This window comes from Bombella dulcis, from assembly GCF_026385505.1.
GTDB classification, from domain to species: domain Bacteria; phylum Pseudomonadota; class Alphaproteobacteria; order Acetobacterales; family Acetobacteraceae; genus Bombella; species Bombella dulcis.
The window spans coordinates 269,059-290,009 of record NZ_JANIDV010000001.1 but is presented as its reverse complement, the minus strand read 5'-3'; the positions used below and the strand labels follow the sequence as shown (position 1 = coordinate 290,009).

Here is a 20,951-nt window from a genome sequence, read left to right as displayed (position 1 = left end):
CTGTCTGACGACAGGCAGAGAAACAGGCTGGCTCATGACCATGTTGCTGTTATTTCCGCAGCATCCATTGCGGAGCCACCTTGCCGACGGAGCCGCGCCGCCCTTCCAGCTGGGCCAGATCATCCGGAGAGCGGGTTCTCTGCCCTTCCTTCCAGACAAGACCTTCCGCCAGAGTGAACAGACAGACATGCTGCATGGCCGCATCATCCGCCAGTTTCTGGAGGCTGACACCGCTCCCCCTGGCCATCTCGGCCACCTGATCCAGCGGGAAGATGAGGGCACGTTTGGCCGTTGTCAGACAGAGAACATGCGTCCCTTCTCCGGCAGGATAGACGAACTGTATCCGCCCTCCATCTCGCAGATTAAAGACCTGACGGCCCGTCCGTTTCTCGGCAGAAAGATTACGGGCGGTCACCTGCATCCCTTTTCCATCACTGCTGGTCAGGAAATAACGGGTGTCATCATCCCCAAAGGCAAAGAAGGCCACCACATGATCGTCCTGTGCCAGATCAGCCAGTGTCCGTACGGGCTGGCCAAAGCCCCGCCCACGGGGCAGGTCTGCCACCTTCAGCGTGAAGGCCCGTCCACCTGCGGCCATCAGGCAGAGGCGGTCCGTACTCTGGCACTCGACATGCCAGGCCAGCCCATCCCCTTCCTTGAAGCGATGGTTCTCCACATCATGCCCATGCCCCTTGACGGCACGGACCCAGCCTTCCTGCGAGAGCAGGACCGTGACAGGCTCACGCTCCACGGCCAGAGCGGCAGAGGTGTCAATGCTGACCGGGGCCTCACCCATGATTGTGCGCCGCTGGCCGTAAGGACCACCTTCAAACAAGGCCTGCATCTTCTGGAGGTCTTTCCCGATCCGGGTCCAGCGGCGTTTCTCGGACCCCAGAAGGGCTTCAAGTGACGCCTGCTCCCTGCCCAGACCATCCCACTCCTTGCGGATTTCCATTTCTTCCAGACGCCGCAGGGACCGCAGACGCATGTTCAGTACATAATCCGCCTGAAGTTCACTCAGGGAAAATGCTTTCATCAGGGCAGGCTTCGGCTCATCCTCCTCCCGGATGATGCGGATGACCTCATCCAGATTCAGATAGACTTTCAGGAAGCCTTCCAGAATCTCCAGCCGTTTCAGGACGGTATCCAGACGGTGCTGCGTGCGACGGACCAGCACATCATGAACATGCTCCAGCCATGCCTTCAGCACCTCCCGGAGAGACAGTACGCCGGGAATTTTCCCCTGACTGAGAACATTCATGTTCAGGCTGAACCGGCTCTCCAGCATCGTGTGCTTGAAGAGTGTCTCCATCAGCACGTCTGGTTCACAGTTGCGGGTTTTAGGCTCCAGAACCAGCCGGATATCGGTCGTGCTCTCATCCCGCACGTCGGCCAGAAGAGGAAGCTTCTTCTCTTCCATCTTCCTGGCGATATCCTCGATCAGCTTGCCCTTCTGCACCTGATAGGGAATTTCCGACACGATGATGGTCCAGAGGCCATTCCGGCCCTTCTCGACAGCCCAGCGTGCCCGGATGCGGAAGCTGCCCCGCCCCGTCTCATAAGCCTGGACGAGCGTCTGCCGGTCCTCCACCAGCAGGCCGCCTGTCGGGAAATCAGGCCCCGGCACGACATCCAGAAGCTCTTCCGTAGTGCAGTCCGGCTTCTCGATCAGCAGACGGGCAGCCTGATAGAGTTCAGTAGCATTATGGGGCGGGATGCTGGTGGCCATGCCCACGGCAATCCCGGCCGCCCCATTGGCCAGAAGATTGGGGAACAGCCCCGGCAAGACGACCGGTTCCTGATCCTCATTATCGTAGGTCGGGCGGAAATCGACCGCATCATCGCCAATGCCTTCCAGCATGATGCGGGCCGTTTCGGTCATGCGGCTCTCAGTGTACCGCATGGCAGCCGCACCATCGCCATCAATCGACCCGAAATTCCCCTGACCCTCCACCAGCGGATAGCGCACGGCAAAATCCTGTGCCAGACGCACCAGCGCATCATAGACGGACGCATCCCCGTGCGGGTGGAATTTACCGATGACATCACCCACCACACGGGCACATTTCTTGAAGCCGGAACCCGGGTCCAGCTTAAGCTGCTGCATGGCGTAGAGCAGGCGGCGATGCACCGGTTTGAGGCCATCCCGTACATCCGGCAGAGACCGTGACGTAATGGTAGACATGGCATAGGCCAGATAACGCTCACTTAACGCTTCGGCCAGCCGTGTATCTTCGATATGCCCGGCGAGATCGCCCGTCATAAGGTCTCCTGCTTCCTGTTTGGCCTGTTGGGTGAACAGGTTAGACACGCTCTTCTTCATCCTGTCCAGAGGTCCCGCCTTCCGCACGCCTGTAAAGGGCCGTCATCAGGCGGTCCCGTGCCGCAGGCAGAGGCCTGTGATGCGCTGCAAAAACGGCCCGTTGCAGAAAATACCCGCTCAGCCGTGCCGCACTGAGCCACGCCGCCGGGTCCCCCTCATCGTCATCATCGAGCAGGCATGACGGCAGAGGCAGAAGACGGTCCTTCCATTCCCCCGCCCCTTCCTCACTCACAGCCCGTCCTGTACGGGGTGACACATAGGCCAGCCCGTCCCGCACATTCGTGACGGCACAGTGATCCAGTGTCAGGCCATAGCCCAGCTCCCGCAGCAGGATCAGCTCCCACCGGAAATAGAGAGCCACAGGCGGCTCCGCAGCGGAAATGCTCAAAGCGCCCATGAAATGGGTCAGGGCGGCAAAAAGTAATTCATGCGGCTCACGTTCAGCCAGTGCCTCACTACAGAGGCTGCATGCACTGCTGAGCAGGGACAAGGCCAGAGGATGATCTAGTAGGAAAGAGGCCGTGGGCCGGACCAGTTCTGCCGTCATGTAGCCAAGCTGGTCCGGCAGGCGGGCCTTCCACTGCGCCATGACGAGATTCCCTTCCTGCCACAGGGCAGCCTGTCGGCGGGAACGGCCTCCCTTTACGAGCGCATGATGGACACCATGCCGCCGTGTCAGCACACGGACCAGCAGACTGCTCTCCCCGTGAGGGGACCGCCTCAGGATGATGGCCGGGTCTTCCCACTCCATGACACGCCTCTCAGAACAGAAAAAGGGCCTCCGTCATGATGACGGAGACCCTCCACCTGGCAACAAACCGCTGACGGCTTATTTCTTCTGGCCAGAAGCCGCAGCCACTTCGGCAGCGAAATCCGTCTCAGCCTTCTCGATACCTTCACCCAGCTTGTAGCGGGCAAAACCGACCAGCTTAGCACCAGCCTTCTTGACGACTTCCTTCACGCGGCTCTCACCGTCATGCACCCAGACCTGCTCCAGCAGAACCACTTCTTCGTAGAACTTGCGGATGCGGCCTTCCACCATCTTGTCGATGATGGCTTCCGGCTTGCCGGAAGCACGGGCCTGGTCTTCCAGAACCTTGCGCTCATGAGCAACGGCAGCAGCGTCAACGCTGTCCACATCCAGAGCGGTCGGGCTGGTGGCTGCAACGTGCATGCCGATCTGACGACCCAGCGTCAGCAGGGCTTCGCTTTCGGACGGAGCTTCGATGGCGGCCAGAACGCCGATACGGCCGACGCCCGGACGCAGGGCACCATGCACATAGCTGGCCACGACACCTGACGGCACGCTCAGCACGTCAACACGACGCAGGCTCATGTTCTCACCGATGGTGGCAACCAGATGGGTCAGCTCATCAGCAACGGTACGGCCGGACGGCATCTTGGCAGCCTTAACGGCCTCCAGATCACCACCAACCTTCAGGGCCACCTTGGCGATGTCTTCCACAGCCTGCTGGAATGCCTCGTTACGGGCCACGAAGTCCGTCTCGGCATTGACCTCGACCAGAGCAGCCTTTTTGCCATCAACAGCAACGGCCACCAGACCTTCAGCAGCCACACGGCCGGACTTCTTGGCAGCCTGGGACAGACCCTTCTTGCGCAGCCAGTCAATGGCGGCCTGCATGTCGCCCTTGGCTTCCGTCAGGGCCTTCTTGCAGTCCATCATGCCTGCGCTTGTTGCATCGCGCAGCTCGCGCACCATTGCAGCAGTAATCTCTGCCATATCTCTATCATCCCTGATAAAACACCCATGCAGCCGGGAGACATGTCCACGGCTGCATGAGCTTCACGTCATATATTCACCGTCCAGCCCCGCTCACGGAGAGGCGGGGCGGACTGTCTGGCATGGCCACGGGGCCACGGCTGGAAAAGCTTATTCAGCCTTCTCGGCCACGACGGTCTCTTCAACCGGCAGCTCGGCAGACGCACCGATGTCCTGACCGGAAGCGGCCAGCTCGGCAGAGATACCATCCAGAACGGCACCGGAAACCAGCTCGCAATAGGTGGCGATGGCACGGATGGCATCGTCATTGCCCGGAATCGGGAAGGTGACGCCCTTGGGGTCGGAGTTGCTGTCCAGCACGGCGATCACGGGGATGCCCAGCTTGTTGGCTTCCTCAACAGCCAGCTTTTCCTTGTTGGTGTCGATCACGAACAGCAGGTCCGGCAGGCCGCCCATGTCCTTGATCCCGCCGAGGGAGCGTTCCAGCTTCTCACGGTCACGGGTGATGTCGAGGACTTCCTTCTTGGTCAGACCGGCCGTGTCGCCAGCCAGCATCTCGTCAATGCCACGCAGACGCTTGATGGAACCCGTGATGGTCTTCCAGTTCGTCAGCATGCCACCGAGCCAGCGATGATTGACGTAGTACTGGCCGCAACGCTGCGCGGCTTCAGCAACCAGATCAGCAGCGGAACGCTTCGTGCCGACGAACAGCACGCGGCCACCGGAAGCCACGGTGTCACGCACCTGCTTCAGGGCACGATCCAGCAGCGGAACGGTCTGCTGAAGGTCAATGATGTGAACCTGGTTGCGGACACCGAACAGGTACGGTGCCATTGCCGGGTTCCAGCGACGTGTGTGATGACCGAAATGAACACCAGCTTCCAGCAGCTGACGCATCGTGAACTGTGGCATTGCCATAGTCTGAAACTTTCTTTCTCTGGTTTATCCTCCGCATGGCAACGCCCCTTCATGATGCGGGACACCAGGTAATCCGGGCCATGCGTGCGAAATAGACTCCCCGGCCCCGGATGGAGCCGAAAAATACCGCCCCTCTCTAGAAGAAGCGGACGGGAAAGGCAAGCTTTTCCCCGATCTCATCCCCGGGCGATCGGGAGGCCCTGCAGGAAGTGGGCCATCGCCCCATGCGCACGGGTCGCATCACGCCCCAGCCCCATCAGGGCACCAATCTGGAATGGATGACGCAGGATGGACCCCAGCAGGGCCGGAACATGCACCTGCCCGTCCTTCAGTCCCTCGTTGGCTGCCGGAGGAAGGTCCCGGCCTGCATCATCACAGATGACCCGCAGCACGGCAAATGGCAGACCAGAACGGGCCACAAGGCCGCTTTCCATATCCACGGCGTGACAGCCTGTCCGGGAAAAAAGAGCGGCCTTCTCCGCAGCCGTCCCCACCATGACCGGGCTATGCAGGATGCCGCCCCGCACTGCCGCCTGTGCCGCACCGAAGCGGGCACTCAGGGCAGGGTCTGTCCTGCAGTGTTCACCATCCAGATGCACATATTCAGCCACCTGCACGCTCCCCGGCGGCAGGGCCATGTCCAGCGCACCGGAACAGCCAAAAGACAGAAGTTCGGTCACGCCCGCATCCAGCAGGGCCGACAGGGCACGCTGCGCCCCGGCCTCACAGGCATGGCTGAGAGCAACCTTCGCATCCGGGAAGCACCGCTTCGCCAGCCGTGCCTCCTGCTTCAGCCCTGCCAGAATGCCCAGCATCAGAAGCCGAACTCCACCTGCCCGGAATTGCCGGTCACCAGATTGCGATAGCGTGACAGGGCCATGAGCGGGAAGAACTGCTTGTAGCCGTGATACCGCAGGTAGAAGACCTTGGGGAAACCGACGGCGTTATAGGGAGCCTCATGCCACTCACCGTGCTCATCCTGCTCCTGCATCAGATAGGCCATGCCACGACGCACGGCTTCACTGTCCTGACGGCCGACGGCCATCAGCCCCAGAGTGGCCCAGGCTGTCTGGGTTGGCAGGCTGGTCTTGTAGACACCCTGCGGGGCACCTTCATAGCTGGCACAGTCCTCGCCCCAGCCACCATCATCGTTCTGCACGCTTTCCAGCCATGCCACGGCCCGCTTCACCATCGGATCATCATGGCTCACGCCAGCGATGTTCAGGGCACACAGCACGGACCATGTGCCATAGATGTAATTCGTACCCCAGCGGCCGAACCAGCTGCCCGACGGCTCCTGCTCGGCCCGGATATAGTCCAGCCCCCTGCGGATCACCTCCCGATCTTCGGGATGCCCCAGCTGGGACAGGAAGGAAATGCAGCGTGCTGAAACATCCACGGTGGGCGGGTCCAGCAGCGCACCATGATCCGAGAACGGGATGTGATTCAGCACCTCAAGATTATTGTCGATGTCAAAGGCACCCCAGCCCCCATTGCTGCTCTGCATCCCGATGATCCACTCACGGGCACGCTCGATGGCCGTGTGGTTTTCTTCAGGGTCGATCCGATGCAGCAGCATGCCGACAACGGCCGTATCATCAACATCCGGGTAATAGTCATTTTCATACTGGAAGGCCCAGCCCCCCGGACGCAGGTCAGGCGTATTGATCGCCCAGTCCCCTTTGACATCCAGAATCTGACGCCCCCGCAGCCAGGAAGCGGCTTTCTTCAGGGCCGTCATGGTCTCGGTGGGCATCACCCCCCTGGCTCCGGTCGAGGCCTCCAGCATGGCAAGACCGGACAGGCCCGTATCCCAGACAGGCGACACACAGGGCTGGCAGTAGGCCTCATCATCCTTGATCACCAGAAGCCCCTGCACGGCCTCCCAGGCCTGCACGACCCGTGGGTCATCATCCGGCACGCCAAGAACACGATACATCATGATGACATTGGCCATTGAGGGATAGATCGCTCCCAGCCCGCCGCCACTCAGACGCTTCTCGATGAAGTCGATCGTGACACGGATGGCCCTCTCATGGACGGACCGGGGAATATGTGGAACGAGTGGCCGGATGGCCCTGTCCAGATAGGTGAAGACCCGCCCCCAGACGGAGCGGTACGGCCCGCATATCCATTTCCTGATTCGGGCCGGTGGTGTCCGGAACAGTTCCTGCACCCGCACGCCACGGGGATTGACGGCCAGCGGCTTATGGGCCGCCAGAATGAGCAGCGGCGCAATGACGGCCCGGGACCAGTAGGACATGTTCCAGACGGAGAAGAACGCCTTGCGGGGCAGGAGCATAAGCTCCACCGGCATCACCGGTACGGCCTCCCAGGGCACTTCCCCGAACAGGGCCAGCTGGATGCGGGTAAAGACGTTGCTCTTCTCGGCACCGCCATGCTGGAGGATGGCCGCACGGGCCTTGCGCATGTGCGGGGCTTCCGGGTCATCCCCGATCATCTTGAGGGCAAAATAGGCCTTCACGCTGGCGGAAAGATCAAACCGGCCATCCGTATAGAGTGCCCATCCACCATGTGCGGCCTGCGTCCTGCGCAGATAGACGGCGATCTTCCGCTCCAGCTCCGTATCGACACAGTCAAGGAAATGACGGAGCAGGACATATTCCGACGGAATGGTTGCATCGGCTTCCAGCTCGAAGACCCAATGACCGTCACTTTTCTGACGCCTGCCCAGGGCGGCATGAGACGCCCTGACAGCCTGCTCTACCACAGTGACATCAACCTTATGACGGGACAATGTCTCGTTCACTGAACTCTCCTCCAACATCCTCGCACGCCCGGGCCTGCCACCCGTCCAGCATGTGCGGAGATCATAAACCAATTTTCAGGCTCACTCCGCCCCGGCAAAGGCCGTGCGAAAACCAAGTGCCCCCACAGCTGCCAGACCAGACTGTATGGCACCTTCGATCGTGGAAGGCAGCCCAGTATCCGTCCAGTCTCCGGCAAGGGCAAGGTTGGCGTAAGCGGTTTTTGCCCCTGGCCGCTTTTTATCCTGTTCCGGTGTTGCTGCAAAGGTGGCCCGTTTTTCACGGATCAGCCGGGCAACGGGAACATCCTCCGGCAGAGGTTCCTCAATGAGCGGATCAAGCGCACGGCGCAGCTCGCCCCATATGTGCTCCAGCATCGCCTCGTTCCGCCAGTCCGCATAGCGGTTCGCCGCACTGACGGTGACGGACAGCACCTCATCATGCAGGAAGACCCACTCGGCCACGCCCCCCACAAGCCCGATGAAACCCGCCTGCTTCAGCGCACCCCGTGGTTTCAGGAGTTGCTGGAGACGGTAATGGGCATTGGCAATGCTCTCGAACTCATCCGGCCCGTCCAGTTCCGGCAGCAGCCCCGTCGCCACGGGCGATGGCACGGCCATGATCACGGAATCTTCCGCTCCCAGCGTCACGGGACCATTGGAGGTTTCCAGTGCCACGATGCGCCCCGCTTCTTCTTTCAGGGCTGAGACCCGTGTGCCTGTCAGCACCTCAGCGTGGAAGGCATCCAGATAACGCATGGCGGGTGTCACGAAACTTTCGGAGAGACCATTGGCGGCCATCCACGGGCAGCAGGCAGAGCCTCCCTTTGCCAGTGTCCGACGGACAATGTTCCCCAGAAGGCGGGCACTGCCGGTCTCAATGTCCGTATTGAGGCCGGACACGGCGAGCGGCTCCAGCAGACGGTGGGCAAACTGCCCCGGTAGAAGGCAGTCCGCCACACGGGTCTGGCCCTCCGCCTTCATGAGACGGAACAGGGCCATGACTTCGCCCAGCTTCATCCCCGGAACACGGCTGCCCCGCCGCAGCAGCCAGAACGGGATGCGCCCCGGTGACAGACGCAGCGTCCAGGCCAGGCCGGCTTCCAGATCATACCAGGGGAAAACCGGCTGCCCCGGCCCTTTCAGCGTATCCCGTGCTCCCAGAAGGTCAAGATACCGGAAGGTACAGGGATTGGCCGACAGCAGGAGGTGATTCCCGTTATCAATGACCGTATCCAGTGCCCTGTCATGAAAAGAACGTGCCCGCCCGCCACAGGCCGGACCTGCCTCATACAGGGTCACCCGTGCCTGGGGGGCCAGCTCGACAGCGGCGGAAAGCCCTGCCAGCCCGCCCCCGATGACATGCACATGGCTCACAGGGGCACCCCGACGCCAGCCAGCAGCATGGCCAGCGTCTTGCGGACGGCACAGACACGGAGAGGTGCTTCAGGATTGCGCCAGCCACGCCGCTCCAGGGCTGCCAGCGTCACCCGATAGGAGGCTGCCATGATGCGGGCCGGACGGACCGTCGCGGCCGGGCATTTCTGCATCAGACGTGCGGCGCGCCGGAAATGGTCCTTCGCCCGCCCTGCAAGAACACGGCACAGCCCCTCCAGCCCGACAGCATAAAGAGCCTCGGACGGATCAGCCGGGACACTGTACCGTCGCAGAAGCTCGGCTGGCAGATAGAGCCGCCCACGGGAGGAATCTTCCGCAATGTCACGCAGGATGTTCGTCAGCTGGAGCGCACGGCCCAGATGATGGGCGATTTCCTCGCCATATTCTTCCGGCGTGCCGAAGATGCGCACGGAAAGCCGCCCCACGGCTGATGCCACATGGTCGCAGTACAGGTCCAGCGTGGCTTCATCCGGGGCCACAATCGGGTCACCACAGTCCATCACCATGCCATCAATGATGGCGATGAAATCCTCCTGCTTCAGACCAAACTGCTCGATGGCTGCCAGAAGGACACGTTCCAGGGCCGTTTCCGCACGCCCTTCATACAGGGCAGCGATCCGCCCCTTCCACTCTTCCAGTGCGGCGGCCGGGTCCTCGACGGGAATGTCACCGTCCGCAATGTCATCCACGACACGGCAGAAGGCATAGATGGCAAACATGCCATCCCGCCGGATGGGGGGAAGAATCTTCATCCCCTTCCCGAACGATGTGCCGGAACGGGTGACGATCTCCTCCACATGCCGCAGATCCGACGGGGCACATGGCAGCCCCTGTGGCATTTTGTGACGAGCAGAGACCATAACCTTCCTCATATCCATTCAAGGGCCGCAGCCATGACAATATTGCAGGCCGTTCAGAGCCTGCCCTTTTCTAACGACAAAGTCCGCAGGGGCAAAGGCCCTGCACATGCAGGGCTGCCTCAGCGCACGTACCGCATGGCCCAGCCAAGGGCACGGAGACCATCCAGTTTCGTCAGGGCCACACGTTCCGCAATCAGGTCCTGCCGGTGCAGCCGTTCCGTCAGACGGCGGCACAGGGCCACGATCACCGCCGCTTCCAGCCTCATGCGACGGTCCTTCACCAGAGAAGGAAGACGGGCCGCCTCTTCATTCAGGGCATCGACATGGGCCAGCATGTGATCAAGGACACGCCGCACACCCGGCTTGCTGCGGGCCAGGATGAGGTCTTTCAGCGTGACACCCTCAGCGGCCAGCCACGGGAGCGGCACATAGCAGCGGTTCAGCGTCTTCAGGTCGCTGCTGACATCCTGCATGTGATTAACGATCTGCAACGCCGTGCAGAGCGCATCCGAGGGACCGAAGGTCTCTTCCCCCTCACCATGCAGCATCAGCAGGAACCGCCCGACAGGATTCGCCGAATACCGGCAGTAATGCAGCAGCTCCGACCAGTGCCCGTAGCGTGTCTTCTCGGCATCTATGATGAAGGCCGTGATCAGGTCTCCGGCCAGCTCCAGCGGCAGGCCCCTTTCCTGAAGGACCGTGCGGAGGATGACGCCACTCCAGGCATCAGCCCGACCGGCCGGGGGCTTCCGCTGCCCGTACAGCACCTCACGCAGGGCTGTCAGACGGGCAACCTTCTGCTCCGCCGAAAGGCGGGCATTGTCCACCATGTCATCCGCAATGCGGGCAAAACGGTAATAGGCATGGACGGCAGGACGATGCGCCGGAGAAATCAGGAATGACCCGACAGGAAAATTCTCGTCCTTCATGCCCTTGTCGGAGGAGACATCCTGTTTCCCCCAGAGTGCGACATCATCCTGAATGCTGCTCCCGTCAGACTGTGCCCTCATGATTCGGCTCCTTCATAAGAACGCCCCCGCCAGCTGACGCCCTTGCCCCGATAATAATTCACTGCGGAACCGATAGTCGCCAGCATGTAGAAAAGGGCCACCAAAGGCAGCGACAGGACACGCCACCATGACAGGCTGAACCAGCGGAGGGTCGGCACGAACGTAATGCAGCTAAGAGCATATGCACAGCCACCCAACACACGGTTCTTGCCCCGCCCGAACATGAGAAAACGGATAGGCAGAAGCCAGATCAGCACCATCCCCGCCATCGCCCGGAACAGCCGCCAGGGTGAAAAGCCAAGCTGCACATAAGCATTACGGGCCACCATATGCCATATCTCGCCGAGCGTCTGATAGGTACGGATGGACCATGCCTGCTCGCTGCATCCCAGATAGAGCCGCCCCCCGGCCCGCTTGACATAAGCCCCTAGCGTGCAGTCATCAATCAGCGCACCCCTGAGGGACTGTATCCCGCCAATTTTCTCCAGCATCTGACGGCGAATCAGCACCGTCCCCCCAGCGGCCCCCGCCACGGGTGAGCGAGGATCGGCAACCCGGCGGAAGGGATAGAGCATGGCGAAAAAATATACAAAAGCCGGAACGAAGGCTTTCTCCCAGAAGCTGACGCAGTTCAACTTGACCATCTCGGACACCATGTCGAGTGATTCGCCCTGTGCCCGACTAACCAGGGACGACACATGGTCTTCCTGATGGACAATATCCGCATCCGTCAGAAGGACATAGCCATCAGGAGGCAGGAGCTTCAGGGCTTCTTCCTGCCCCTGCTTCACGGCCCAGAGCTTCCCGCTCCATCCTGCCGGACGGGGCCGCCCAGAAAGAACGGTCAGACGGCCCTGCGGGTCAGGCAGACGGCGGGCAATATCCCCCGTTCCGTCAGTGCTTTCATCATCCACGAAAATGACATGATACCGGCCCTGATAATCCTGCTCCAGCAGAGAGACCAGACAGGCACGGACAGAAGCGGCCTCATCACGCGCGGGCACGATTACGACCACATCAGGAAGGCCATTTTCCCAGCATCTGGCCTTCTTGCCCTCCACCAGCCATGGCCCACCAACCCAGAACTGGTCATGAAAAAACATCAACCCCAGCCAGGCCAACAGAGAAAACAATACCGCTACAAACATCATCACCGTGTCAGCCCGTTACCGTCCTTTTCTGACGGAAGTCACCTCCGCCCATGCTCACGAAACCACGCTATGGCATCAGCCAGAGCATGGCGTGCCTCCCGGGGCCGATAGTCCAGCTCCCGTTCCGCCTTCTCTGAAGAAAAAAACATTAATTTTTTGGACATGTCCAGCATCTCCCGTGTCACACGGGGCTGGATGCCGAAGCAGCGTGCCAGCATTTCGGAGACGGATGCCACCGGATACAGCCATGACTGTTTCAGCTGGATGCGGGGCGGCCTGCGATGGGCGATCTCGGCCACCATGCGGAACAGCTCGCCCAGCATGAGGTTTTCCCCACCCAGAATATATTTCTCGCCAATGGTGCCATTCTCGAAGGCCAGCACATGGCCTTCCGCCACATCATCCACATGGACAATATTCAGGCCTGTCTCCACATAGGCGGGCATACGCCCCATGGCACAGTCCAGAATCATCTGGCCGGTCGGCGTGGGCTTGATGTCCCGTGGCCCCACGGGTGTCGACGGATTGACGATGACGGCGGGCAGCCCTTCTTCCCGCACAAGGCACAGGACTTCCTGCTCTGCGCGGTATTTCGAGCGTTTATAGACCCCCACGATCTGATCCTCCGTCACGGGGGATGCTTCCGTGGCGGGAATGCCATCATGTGCCATGCCCAGTGCCGCCACGGACGAACAGTACACGACCCGCTTCACGCCTGCCCTCATGGCGGCCTGCATCAGGTTCCGTGTCCCCTCCACATTCGCCTTCATCATGACGTCAGGGTCCGGCACCCAGAGCCGGTAATCTGCGGCAACATGGAAGAGATAGGTCACGCCCTTCAGGGCTGTCTCCATGCTCTTCGGGTCGGCAAGGTCACCGACGGCAAACTCGACAGGCAGACCCAACACGTTGCTGCGGTCCGATGTCTGACGGACCAGAAGGCGCAGACGGTGCCCCCTCTCCAGCAGGATGCGTGCGACGGCCGATCCCACAAAGCCGGTCGCACCGGTAATCAGGGTTATGTCTTCTGCCATGTTCCGCCCCTTTCCTGCCTTGCTGCATGAACCTGACGGGTATAGTCACCCTTGCCGCACAGGGTAAAGCCCCAGGCATTGGACGTCTGCCACAGAGTAGCCTAGAAGGGCAAAAACCGGAACTGACAATGGCGGCACTCTTGAAAAAACTACTCCCCTTCATCCTTTCGCTGACAGGTGTCGTCCTCTTCTGTTTTCTGACCCTCCGCACTGGCATACATCCGATTCTGACCTCCCTCGCCAAAATCGGCATTGAGGGATTCACCCTGCTGATCATCAGCCAGCTCGCCGTCAATGTCCTGCTGGGTGTCGCCTGGGAAAGCAGCATCGCCGACATTGGCTTCCTCCGTCTGACTTTCTCCCGTTTCGTGCGGGATGCCGCCGCAGCCTGCCTGCCTTTTTCCCAGCTTGGCGGAATGCTGATCGGCATACGGGCCACCACGGCCGGGGACGCCCGCCATACCACCAGCGGGCAGCCCATCAGCTGGACGGAAGGCATTGCCGCCAACATCATCGACATCACGACGGAAGTGCTGGGGCAGCTTGCCTTCATCATCATTGCGCTGCTCTGCCTCATCGGGCAGGCCGATGCTGGACGGTTCATCTGGCCCCTGGCCGCGGGCATTGTCCTGCTGAGCATCGGCATGGCCGGTTTCATCTGGACACAGCAGCGCAGCGGCAACGTCCTTCAGGCCCTGGCCCGCTTTCTGTCCAAACACATTTCTGCCGACTGGCATGATGCGCTGGCCAACAACAGCGAAAACTTTCAGCACTATATCGAAAGCCTCTGGGACCAGCCCGTACGCATTGGCCTGGGGGCAGGACTGCATCTTCTCTGCTGGTTCGGCAGCGCGTTGCTGACATGGCTGTCCCTCATCCTGCTGGGGGCGCACTGTTCCTTCTTCAACGCTCTGGCCATTGAAGGAGCCGTGTGTGGCATCATGTCCGCCGGATTTCTGGTCCCCGGTGCGCTGGGTGTGCAGGAAGCAGGCTATGTCGCTCTGGGGGAGCTCTTTGGCATCAGTGCTGACATTTCCATCAGCATCTCCCTGCTGAGGCGGGGACGGGACATTGTCATCGGCATTCCTGTCCTGCTGCTCTGGCAGCTTTACGAGTTCCGCCAGCTGCGCCGCTCCTGATCCCTCTCCTTCCACCTGCTGAGATGACGACACTCATGGCTGATGCTCCTCTCTTCGACACACTGACCATCATCGGCCCCGGACTGATCGGCTCTTCCATTCTCCGTCGTGCCCGACAGACCGGCACGCTGGCCCGTCATCTCATTGCGGCAGACTGCTCACCGGATGTGCTGAAACGGGTGAAGGAGCTGGACATTGCCGATGAGGTCACGGACTCCCTGACGGAGGCTGCGGCAAAGTCTGACGCCGTCATCCTCTGCATTCCGACGGGTGCCATCAGGCCGGTGGCGGAAATGATCCTGCCCCATATGAAGCCGGGCAGCCTCCTGAGTGATGTTGCCTCCGTCCGCAGCACGCTGGGGCCGGACATCCGTGCCCTGCTGCCAGAGGGCGTCAGCTACGTCCCGGCGCACCCCATGGCAGGAACGGAATATTCCGGCCCGGACGCTGGCTTCGCCACGTTATTTGAAGACCGCTGGACCCTGCTCGTGCCCCCAGAAGGCATCTCCCCTGACGCCATAAGCATGATGGAAAATTTCTGGCAGCGTTGCGGGTCCCGCACCCGACAGATGACAGACCATTACCATGATCAGGTCTGCGCCATCGTCAGCCACCTGCCCCACCTTCTGGCTTTTACCATCTGCGATACGGCGGACCGTCTTTCGACGGACCTCCGCAGTGACGTGCTGGAATATGCCGCCTCCGGCTTCCGGGACTTCACACGCATTGCCGCTTCCGACCCGATCATGTGGCGTGACATTTTCCTGACAAACAAGGACACCCTGCTCGCCACTTTCAGACGGTTCGAGAAAGAGGCCCACCTCATGGTGGAGGCCATCCAGAACGAAGATGCCGAAGCCATTACGGAACGCATCAAGAGAGGACGGCGCATCCGGCAGACCCTGATAGAAAACCGACAGGCCTGATCAGAACACGCATGAAAAAAGCCCGGCAGGTGATCAGTCTGCCGGGCTTTTTCTGTTCCCATTCCTCTGATGGCTGCTGCCATCAGAGGAACCGGAGTGGCATCAGCAAGGATCAGGCCTTGACGATACGGATGTTCTTGGAGCTGTCGAGCAGGACGACATGCTCGCCATCCTTGGCGAACTCACCGGCGACCTTCACGTCATCCTTGCTGGAAACGACCTTCGGGAACACACCCCAGACCACACACAGACGGCGGGAAATGGTCTCGTTCGTCAGGGCCACGATCGGCTCATGCGGACGCTCACGGGAGACCAGCACGGCACTGCGGCCATTCTCCGTATGCACGGCCAGAGCGGATGCACGGACGTTGCGGGCCACGTCAAAGGTGGACTTGGCCTGTGCCCCCTGGATCGTGTGCTCGGAAACCGGACGCATACGGTCCATACGGGCACGCCATTCCGGGTCCTGCTCCACGCGGGACGTCACACGCACCATGGTGGCCACGGCTTCCGGCCCGAAGGAACCGGCAGCACTCTCGGCGGAGAGCATGACGGCATCAGCACCGTCATAGACGGCATTGGCAACGTCGGAGACTTCAGCACGGGTCGCAACCGGGCTGCTGATCATGCTTTCCATCATCTGTGTTGCCACGATGACCGGACGACCCTGACGGCGGGCCTCATTGATGGCACGCTTCTGGATGACGGGCACATCCTCGGCCGGCAGCTCGACACCCAGGTCACCACGGGCCACCATCAGCGCATCGGAGAGACGGATGATCTCATCGAGGCACTCGACAGCCTGCGGCTTCTCCAGCTTGGTGACGATCCATGCACGGCCCTTGACGATGTCACGGGCTTCCTGAATGTCAGCCGGACGCTGCACGAAGGACAGGGCGATCAGGTCCACACCGATGGAGAGGGCGAACTGGAGGTCCTTGTGGTCCTTCTCCGTCAGGGCCGGGATCGGCAGGGCAACGTCAGGAACGTTCACACCCTTGCGCTCGGAGAGCTTGCCACCCACGAGCACTTCCGTCTCCAGGGAGTCCTTGTGCTTCTTCGTGACACGCAGGGCGAGCTTGCCATCATCCAGCAGCAGGCGGTGACCGACATCAACGGCACCGATGATCTCCGGATGCGGCAGGTTGACACGGTGGGCATCACCCGGGGCCTTGTCCAGGTCCAGCGTGAATGTCTGACCAACCTTCAGCTGAACAGGACCATCCTTGAAGACACCAACACGCAGCTTCGGCCCCTGGAAGTCAGCCAGAACGGCCAGCGGACGACCCAGCTTTGCCTCGGCCTCACGCACGGCCTTGTGACGGGCGGCGTGCTCGTCATGGGCACCGTGGGAGAAGTTCAGGCGGAAGACATTCACGCCAATCCTGGCGAGATTGAGAATCTGCTCGGCGGTTTCTGATGCCGGCCCGAGGGTCGCAACAATCCGAGTGCGGCGATGATGGATGTTGGCTGTCATAACATTCCTCGACTTTTCATTTGTTCAGTCAGGCTGAATGATTTCACCGGGTTGAACCCCCCATAACAGGCGGCGTTCGATCCACCCGTCATAGCCCCTGACTGTGACATGACACCATGATGAACCCTGGGGGCAGGCCTTGAGCGTTCCGACCGTTCCCGGCTCCAGCAGGGCAACGGTCGTCTGGTCCGGCCTGTCCGAACTCATCAGAGGGACGTCATGATTCTGGCCCCGTGCCACCTCTCCCACCGGCATATATGCCACGATGCGGGAATCAGCATGACCCGTGGTCGAAACTTTAGACGCATCCCCATCATAGGACACGGAACCGGGTATGATAAAGGAACGGCTGCCATGCAGTGTCACCTGATGAACCCAGCCCTTCTGGCCCTCCGGGTCTTCCACGAGACGCCAGACGCCGAATTCCCGCTCAATTTTCACCGGATACCCACGGCGGTGATAGACCCAGTCGATCGGATACCGTTCGCCGGGACCACGCCGCATATAGACACGGTCCGCCCTCATGGAGGCATAGCGTGGCAGCGGGAGCCTCGTCTCCGTACCGACATCCTCGGGAGTGGGCTGCTGTGCCGGCTGGGCCGCCTTTGCGGCCCCCGCTGCTGTTGCAGCCGCAGCAGCCCGATGCTGCGCCGCCCTGTGATGGGCCGGGGCCTCATGGGCATGTGCCCTGCCCGCCGCATGAGAATGCTCATGCGCCTTTCCGTGATGATGGGCATGATGGGGTTTATGAGAATCACCCTGTTCCGTCTCGGCCTCACAGGCGGGCGTGGCTGCAAGAAGGGCCACCGCCATGACTGGCAACACCCCCTGCACGAACCGCATATGGGAAAAAGGAACAGGTACTCTCATCCCCTTATCCCTGCCAAGGGATAGCCATTTGAGCAAGCCGTATTCCCCCTCTTATGTCCAAAAAACACTCTCTCGGGCAGCAACCCTGCCCTGCCAGAAAAGCGTGGCATGGTCACGCCATGCCTCTGTCCGCCCATGCGGACCGGAACACACTTATACCATAAATCAGGACCAACAATGAGGCATAAGGAGTTCCGGCCATGCCTCAAACCGACAGACGCCGCCTCGTGATCCTGTTTCTGGGGCAGCTGCTTTTCACGGCTTCATTCTCAGTCGATCTGACCCTGACGGGTATTGTCGGCTATCAGCTGATGCCCAACAGAACGCTAGCCACACTCCCTTATTCCCTTATCACGTTCGTGGCCTGCCTGACGACTTTCGGGGCCTCGATCCTCATGGGCCGGATGGGGCGGAAGGCGGGTTTCATGCTGGGAGCCGCAGCTGGAACGCTGGGCGGCCTGATCTCCTTTCAGGCCCTGACAGACAGGAGCTTTCTGCTTTTCTGCTCTGGAACGGCGGCCGTGGGCATGTTTCAGGCTTTTGCCCAGTATTACCGCCTTGCAGCTGCTGACAATGCCCCGGAGGCTGTACGGGCCAGAAACATCGCTACCGTCCTCTCCGGCGGAGTCATTGCCAGCATTCTGGGGCCATGCCTCGCCTATATGGGGGATGGCCTCATCCCAACAACACCCCATGCCGGGGCCTATCTTATTGTTGCCATTCTGGCCCTGCTTTCCGCCATCCTCATGCTTGGCCTGAAAGACAGGCCACGACAGCCCCTTCCCCATGAAGGCAGAAACATTAGCCTGCACTTCCTCCGCCGGATCCACTCGAGAGGAACGGCGGTCCTATCTGCTTGCCGTGACCATCAATGCTGTTTCCTATAGCATCATGATGGTCCTGATGAGCATTACCCCCATTCACATTTTCCAGCAGGGGCATGATGTGGCTCTCGTTTCAGGGATGATGACGGCTCATCTCTTCGCCATGTTCGCCAGCTCTCCCTTCTCAGGGTGGCTCTGCAATCGTGTGGGCATCTCTGCCACCATCATGGCAGGCCTGGTCCTCATGCTGAGCGTGACCGGCCTCAACGTCCTGAGCAGCAGTGCTTACGTGTCATGCCTGTCTCTCTTCATGCTAGGACTGGCCTGGAACATCCTCTTCGTCTCGGGGGCCACGCTGCTTGTGAAAGCCGTCCCGTACCCGGACTACAGCCCCAGTGCACAGGGCCTCGGCGAATTCGTGACCGCATCCTGCACGGCCATCAGCTGTTTCATCGGCGGGGCCGCGCTGAACGATATCGGGTGGAAGTGGATCAATTATGGTGCTGTAGGGATGATGATTCTGTTTGTAGCGACGCGGCTCTGGAGAAACCTAGAATATTTCCCGGGACATTTTGATTAATTTTCTTGAAACATATTTCACATAGAGAACAGACTTTGAACCTACAGGTAGGAGGTCAGAAATTGCGTTTTTTAGCCAACGGACCATCCATCCCCGATGAACTTCTGATGGCCAGAGATGAAGGCCATGTAGTCTTCTTCTGCGGGGCTGGTGTTTCCAGAGCGTTTGCAGGTCTCCCCGACTTTTTCGGTCTGGCCGATAAAATTATTGATAAACTGAGAGTTGAACCGGATAGCCCTGCCTGTAAACTGATCCAAGACGCACGTACGAGTGTCCCTGGGGCCATATCAATCGACCGGATTTTCGGACTTCTGGAAAGAGAATTTGCCTCTTCTGACATCGAAGAAGCGGTTACATCAGCTCTGAAACCACCTGAAAATTGTGTTTTGACAGCCCACAAGATCCTGCTTGATCTGGCTTCGACACCACAAGGGACGAAACTGGTCACAACAAATTTCGACAGATTATTTGATGATTGCGGGCGCAATCTGCAAAGCTGGCAGCCACCAAGGCTCCCTGACCCTCTGCGATCCAATGAATTCAATGGAATCGTGTACTTACATGGTCGGGCCAAGCCGGATTACGGCGGAGCTGAAGGAGATGGCTTTGTCCTATCGAGTTCAACCTTTGGTCATGCCTATGTGTCAAATGGCTGGGCGACAGCATTCATTCGCTCAATTCTAGAACAGTATCTCGTTGTCTTTGTTGGCTATACAGCCGATGACGCACCTGTTCAGTACCTTCTTGAAGCACTGAACACAGCAAACAGAAAAAAGGCCTTCGCATTTCATGCTGGCAATCAAAAAGAAGCTGCGGCACGCTGGCGGCATAAAGGCGTAAACGCCATCCCATATGATGCCCCAGACAACGACCATACCGCTTTATGGGATTCTCTTAAGGCCTGGGCCAAGCGGGCACGTGATCCAGAAGCGTGGTATGAAGAAATCATTGCCACTTCCCAAAAAGGACCAGCGAAGCTTCAGCCCCATGAACGGGGACAGATCGCACATATCGTTTCAACCCACAAAGGCGCAGAGAAATTCCGCCTTCATGAACCACCGCCGCCGGCAGAATGGCTTTGTGTCTTCGACAGATACCGTCGTTTCGCAGCACCAGGCAACACAGATTGGCTCAACCCCGCAAAATCCTATGTCAATCCATTTGAACGGTACGGTCTTGATTCTGACCCACTACCACCGTCCGAACACTCTCCTAAACAACAGCCCCCCTCTGGGGCATGGGATGCCTTGGAACCAAACACCCTTGATGTATCAACTTCAAGCAAGGACAACTTAACAGCATTCCATACACAAAATCCCTACTACACCCCTCGCCTTGTTTCACGGTTAGAGCAATTAGGATTGTGGCTTGCTAGAGTCTGTGACCAGCCCGCCGCTATCTGGTGGGCCGTTCGCCAGACATTTCTGCATCAGAACATTCAGTACTATATACTACAAAGGTTCAATACACCTGATAGTCAGATACACGACAACACTCGCATAGCATGGCGTTTACTGTTTGAAAACTGGGAACAACCCAAGAACTTTTACCATGACTGGTTCACTCTACAATCCACCATCCGGAAAGAAGGCTGGAGCAGCTCGCTCATCCGAAAATTCGGTGCCCTGCTTCAGCCTTACCTTTCTATTGAACCTTCTCCGCTAGACTCTCCCATCCCTCCCAATGCAGACACTCCACAGGGCCATGATCGCCTCATAATTAGAAAAGGAGTCACCCATCCTCAACCATACAAGCCAATCACAATCCCTGATGAATGGTGCCTGCCTGCTGTCAGGATTCTACGACAGAATCTTGAACTGGCCCTCGCACTTGAGCATGAAGCCGGTGGGTATACCTATACAAAATTAGCACACTATTCCGAGACAATGTAACGCAGTACCATCTTAATCCACCGAGAAATCTGTCAGCTACG

At 59.7% G+C, this 20,951-nt stretch carries 18 protein-coding genes; 5 read left to right on the top strand and 13 right to left on the bottom strand.

From position 1 onward, the window contains the following. Positions 1 to 49: 49 nt before the first annotated feature. The 11 genes from parC to hpnA form a co-directional block, all read right to left on the bottom strand. On the bottom strand, positions 50 to 2,263 hold the full coding sequence (parC, locus tag NQF87_RS01295; RefSeq protein ID WP_266127025.1) for a DNA topoisomerase IV subunit A: 2,214 nt from the start codon (positions 2,261 to 2,263) through the stop codon (positions 50 to 52). Positions 2,264 to 2,303: 40 nt separating this feature from the next. Next, positions 2,304 to 3,074: a DNA repair protein RecO gene (recO, locus tag NQF87_RS01290; protein WP_266126617.1), complete on the bottom strand. Its 771-nt coding sequence runs from the start codon at positions 3,072 to 3,074 to the stop codon at positions 2,304 to 2,306. 78 nt (positions 3,075 to 3,152) lie between these two features. Beyond that, entirely contained in the window at positions 3,153 to 4,064 is a 912-nt protein-coding gene (tsf, locus tag NQF87_RS01285; protein ID WP_266126616.1) for a translation elongation factor Ts, read from the bottom strand. 150 nt (positions 4,065 to 4,214) lie between these two features. Further along, the gene (rpsB, locus tag NQF87_RS01280; protein WP_266115989.1) at positions 4,215 to 4,982 is read right to left on the bottom strand and encodes a 30S ribosomal protein S2; all 768 of its coding nucleotides are present in this window, start codon (positions 4,980 to 4,982) and stop codon (positions 4,215 to 4,217) included. A 176-nt stretch (positions 4,983 to 5,158) separates the two neighbouring features. Then, the gene (locus NQF87_RS01275; RefSeq protein WP_266126615.1) at positions 5,159 to 5,797 is read right to left on the bottom strand and encodes a phosphorylase family protein; all 639 of its coding nucleotides are present in this window, start codon (positions 5,795 to 5,797) and stop codon (positions 5,159 to 5,161) included. Then, positions 5,797 to 7,770: a squalene--hopene cyclase gene (gene shc / locus NQF87_RS01270; protein WP_266126614.1), complete on the bottom strand. Its 1,974-nt coding sequence runs from the start codon at positions 7,768 to 7,770 to the stop codon at positions 5,797 to 5,799. The genes NQF87_RS01275 and shc overlap by 1 nt, the downstream gene beginning before the upstream one ends. 63 nt (positions 7,771 to 7,833) lie before the next feature. Continuing rightward, entirely contained in the window at positions 7,834 to 9,126 is a 1,293-nt protein-coding gene (gene hpnE / locus NQF87_RS01265) for a hydroxysqualene dehydroxylase HpnE (protein ID WP_266126613.1), read from the bottom strand. Then, positions 9,123 to 10,007 (bottom strand): presqualene diphosphate synthase HpnD, encoded by an 885-nt coding sequence (gene hpnD, locus NQF87_RS01260; RefSeq protein WP_266126612.1) that lies wholly within the window; start codon positions 10,005 to 10,007, stop codon positions 9,123 to 9,125. The genes hpnE and hpnD overlap by 4 nt, the downstream gene beginning before the upstream one ends. A gap of 119 nt (positions 10,008 to 10,126) precedes the next feature. Beyond that, entirely contained in the window at positions 10,127 to 11,017 is an 891-nt protein-coding gene (hpnC, locus tag NQF87_RS01255) for a squalene synthase HpnC (RefSeq protein WP_266126611.1), read from the bottom strand. Then, entirely contained in the window at positions 11,014 to 12,168 is a 1,155-nt protein-coding gene (locus tag NQF87_RS01250; protein ID WP_266127024.1) for a glycosyltransferase, read from the bottom strand. Before NQF87_RS01250 ends, hpnC begins: the two co-directional genes overlap by 4 nt. Positions 12,169 to 12,206: 38 nt before the next feature. After that, positions 12,207 to 13,202 carry a hopanoid-associated sugar epimerase gene (gene hpnA, locus NQF87_RS01245; protein ID WP_266126610.1) on the bottom strand — a complete coding sequence of 332 codons (996 nt, stop codon included), beginning with the start codon at positions 13,200 to 13,202 and terminating at the stop codon, positions 12,207 to 12,209. Between the two features lie 140 nt (positions 13,203 to 13,342). Here hpnA and NQF87_RS01240 point away from each other — a divergent pair, with 140 nt between their 5' ends. Both NQF87_RS01240 and NQF87_RS01235 read left to right on the top strand, forming a co-directional pair. Further along, on the top strand, positions 13,343 to 14,341 hold the full coding sequence (locus NQF87_RS01240) for a lysylphosphatidylglycerol synthase domain-containing protein (RefSeq protein WP_266126609.1): 999 nt from the start codon (positions 13,343 to 13,345) through the stop codon (positions 14,339 to 14,341). Positions 14,342 to 14,376: 35 nt separating this feature from the next. Then, positions 14,377 to 15,267 (top strand): prephenate dehydrogenase/arogenate dehydrogenase family protein, encoded by an 891-nt coding sequence (locus NQF87_RS01235; RefSeq protein WP_266126608.1) that lies wholly within the window; start codon positions 14,377 to 14,379, stop codon positions 15,265 to 15,267. A 112-nt stretch (positions 15,268 to 15,379) separates the two neighbouring features. On the opposite strand, the gene pyk is transcribed toward NQF87_RS01235, so the two are convergent. Further along, entirely contained in the window at positions 15,380 to 16,744 is a 1,365-nt protein-coding gene (gene pyk / locus NQF87_RS01230) for a pyruvate kinase (protein ID WP_266126607.1), read from the bottom strand. A 24-nt stretch (positions 16,745 to 16,768) separates the two neighbouring features. After that, a complete protein-coding gene (locus NQF87_RS01225) occupies positions 16,769 to 17,614 on the bottom strand; it encodes an SH3 domain-containing protein (protein WP_266126606.1) in 846 nt (281 codons plus the stop codon). Between the two features lie 200 nt (positions 17,615 to 17,814). Between NQF87_RS01225 and NQF87_RS01220 the strand changes: the two genes are divergently transcribed. The 3 genes from NQF87_RS01220 to NQF87_RS01210 are packed head-to-tail and all read left to right on the top strand — an operon-like array spanning position 17,815 to position 20,910. Then, a complete protein-coding gene (locus tag NQF87_RS01220; protein WP_266126605.1) occupies positions 17,815 to 18,501 on the top strand; it encodes an MFS transporter in 687 nt (228 codons plus the stop codon). 16 nt (positions 18,502 to 18,517) lie between these two features. Further along, positions 18,518 to 19,018, top strand: a complete 501-nt coding sequence (locus tag NQF87_RS01215) for an MFS transporter (RefSeq protein ID WP_266126604.1) — start codon at positions 18,518 to 18,520, stop codon at positions 19,016 to 19,018. Positions 19,019 to 19,053: 35 nt separating this feature from the next. Beyond that, positions 19,054 to 20,910 carry an SIR2 family protein gene (locus NQF87_RS01210; RefSeq protein WP_266126603.1) on the top strand — a complete coding sequence of 619 codons (1,857 nt, stop codon included), beginning with the start codon at positions 19,054 to 19,056 and terminating at the stop codon, positions 20,908 to 20,910. Positions 20,911 to 20,951 lie beyond the last annotated feature (41 nt).

Excerpts from the sequence above, each read along its gene's own strand:
- parC (WP_266127025.1), bottom strand. The coding sequence starts at position 2,263 with ATGACGGGCGATCTCGCCGGGCATATCGAAGATACACGGCTGGCCGAA.
- recO (WP_266126617.1), bottom strand. The coding sequence starts at position 3,074 with ATGGAGTGGGAAGACCCGGCCATCATCCTGAGGCGGTCCCCTCACGGG.
- tsf (WP_266126616.1), bottom strand. The coding sequence starts at position 4,064 with ATGGCAGAGATTACTGCTGCAATGGTGCGCGAGCTGCGCGATGCAACA.
- rpsB (WP_266115989.1), bottom strand. The coding sequence starts at position 4,982 with ATGGCAATGCCACAGTTCACGATGCGTCAGCTGCTGGAAGCTGGTGTT.
- NQF87_RS01275 (WP_266126615.1), bottom strand. The coding sequence starts at position 5,797 with ATGCTGGGCATTCTGGCAGGGCTGAAGCAGGAGGCACGGCTGGCGAAG.
- shc (WP_266126614.1), bottom strand. The coding sequence starts at position 7,770 with ATGTTGGAGGAGAGTTCAGTGAACGAGACATTGTCCCGTCATAAGGTT.
- hpnD (WP_266126612.1), bottom strand. The coding sequence starts at position 10,007 with ATGGTCTCTGCTCGTCACAAAATGCCACAGGGGCTGCCATGTGCCCCG.
- hpnC (WP_266126611.1), bottom strand. The coding sequence starts at position 11,017 with ATGAGGGCACAGTCTGACGGGAGCAGCATTCAGGATGATGTCGCACTC.
- NQF87_RS01250 (WP_266127024.1), bottom strand. The coding sequence starts at position 12,168 with ATGATGTTTGTAGCGGTATTGTTTTCTCTGTTGGCCTGGCTGGGGTTG.
- hpnA (WP_266126610.1), bottom strand. The coding sequence starts at position 13,202 with ATGGCAGAAGACATAACCCTGATTACCGGTGCGACCGGCTTTGTGGGA.
- NQF87_RS01235 (WP_266126608.1), top strand. The coding sequence starts at position 14,377 with ATGGCTGATGCTCCTCTCTTCGACACACTGACCATCATCGGCCCCGGA.
- pyk (WP_266126607.1), bottom strand. The coding sequence starts at position 16,744 with ATGACAGCCAACATCCATCATCGCCGCACTCGGATTGTTGCGACCCTC.
- NQF87_RS01225 (WP_266126606.1), bottom strand. The coding sequence starts at position 17,614 with ATGAGAGTACCTGTTCCTTTTTCCCATATGCGGTTCGTGCAGGGGGTG.
- NQF87_RS01220 (WP_266126605.1), top strand. The coding sequence starts at position 17,815 with ATGCCTCAAACCGACAGACGCCGCCTCGTGATCCTGTTTCTGGGGCAG.
- NQF87_RS01215 (WP_266126604.1), top strand. The coding sequence starts at position 18,518 with ATGAGCATTACCCCCATTCACATTTTCCAGCAGGGGCATGATGTGGCT.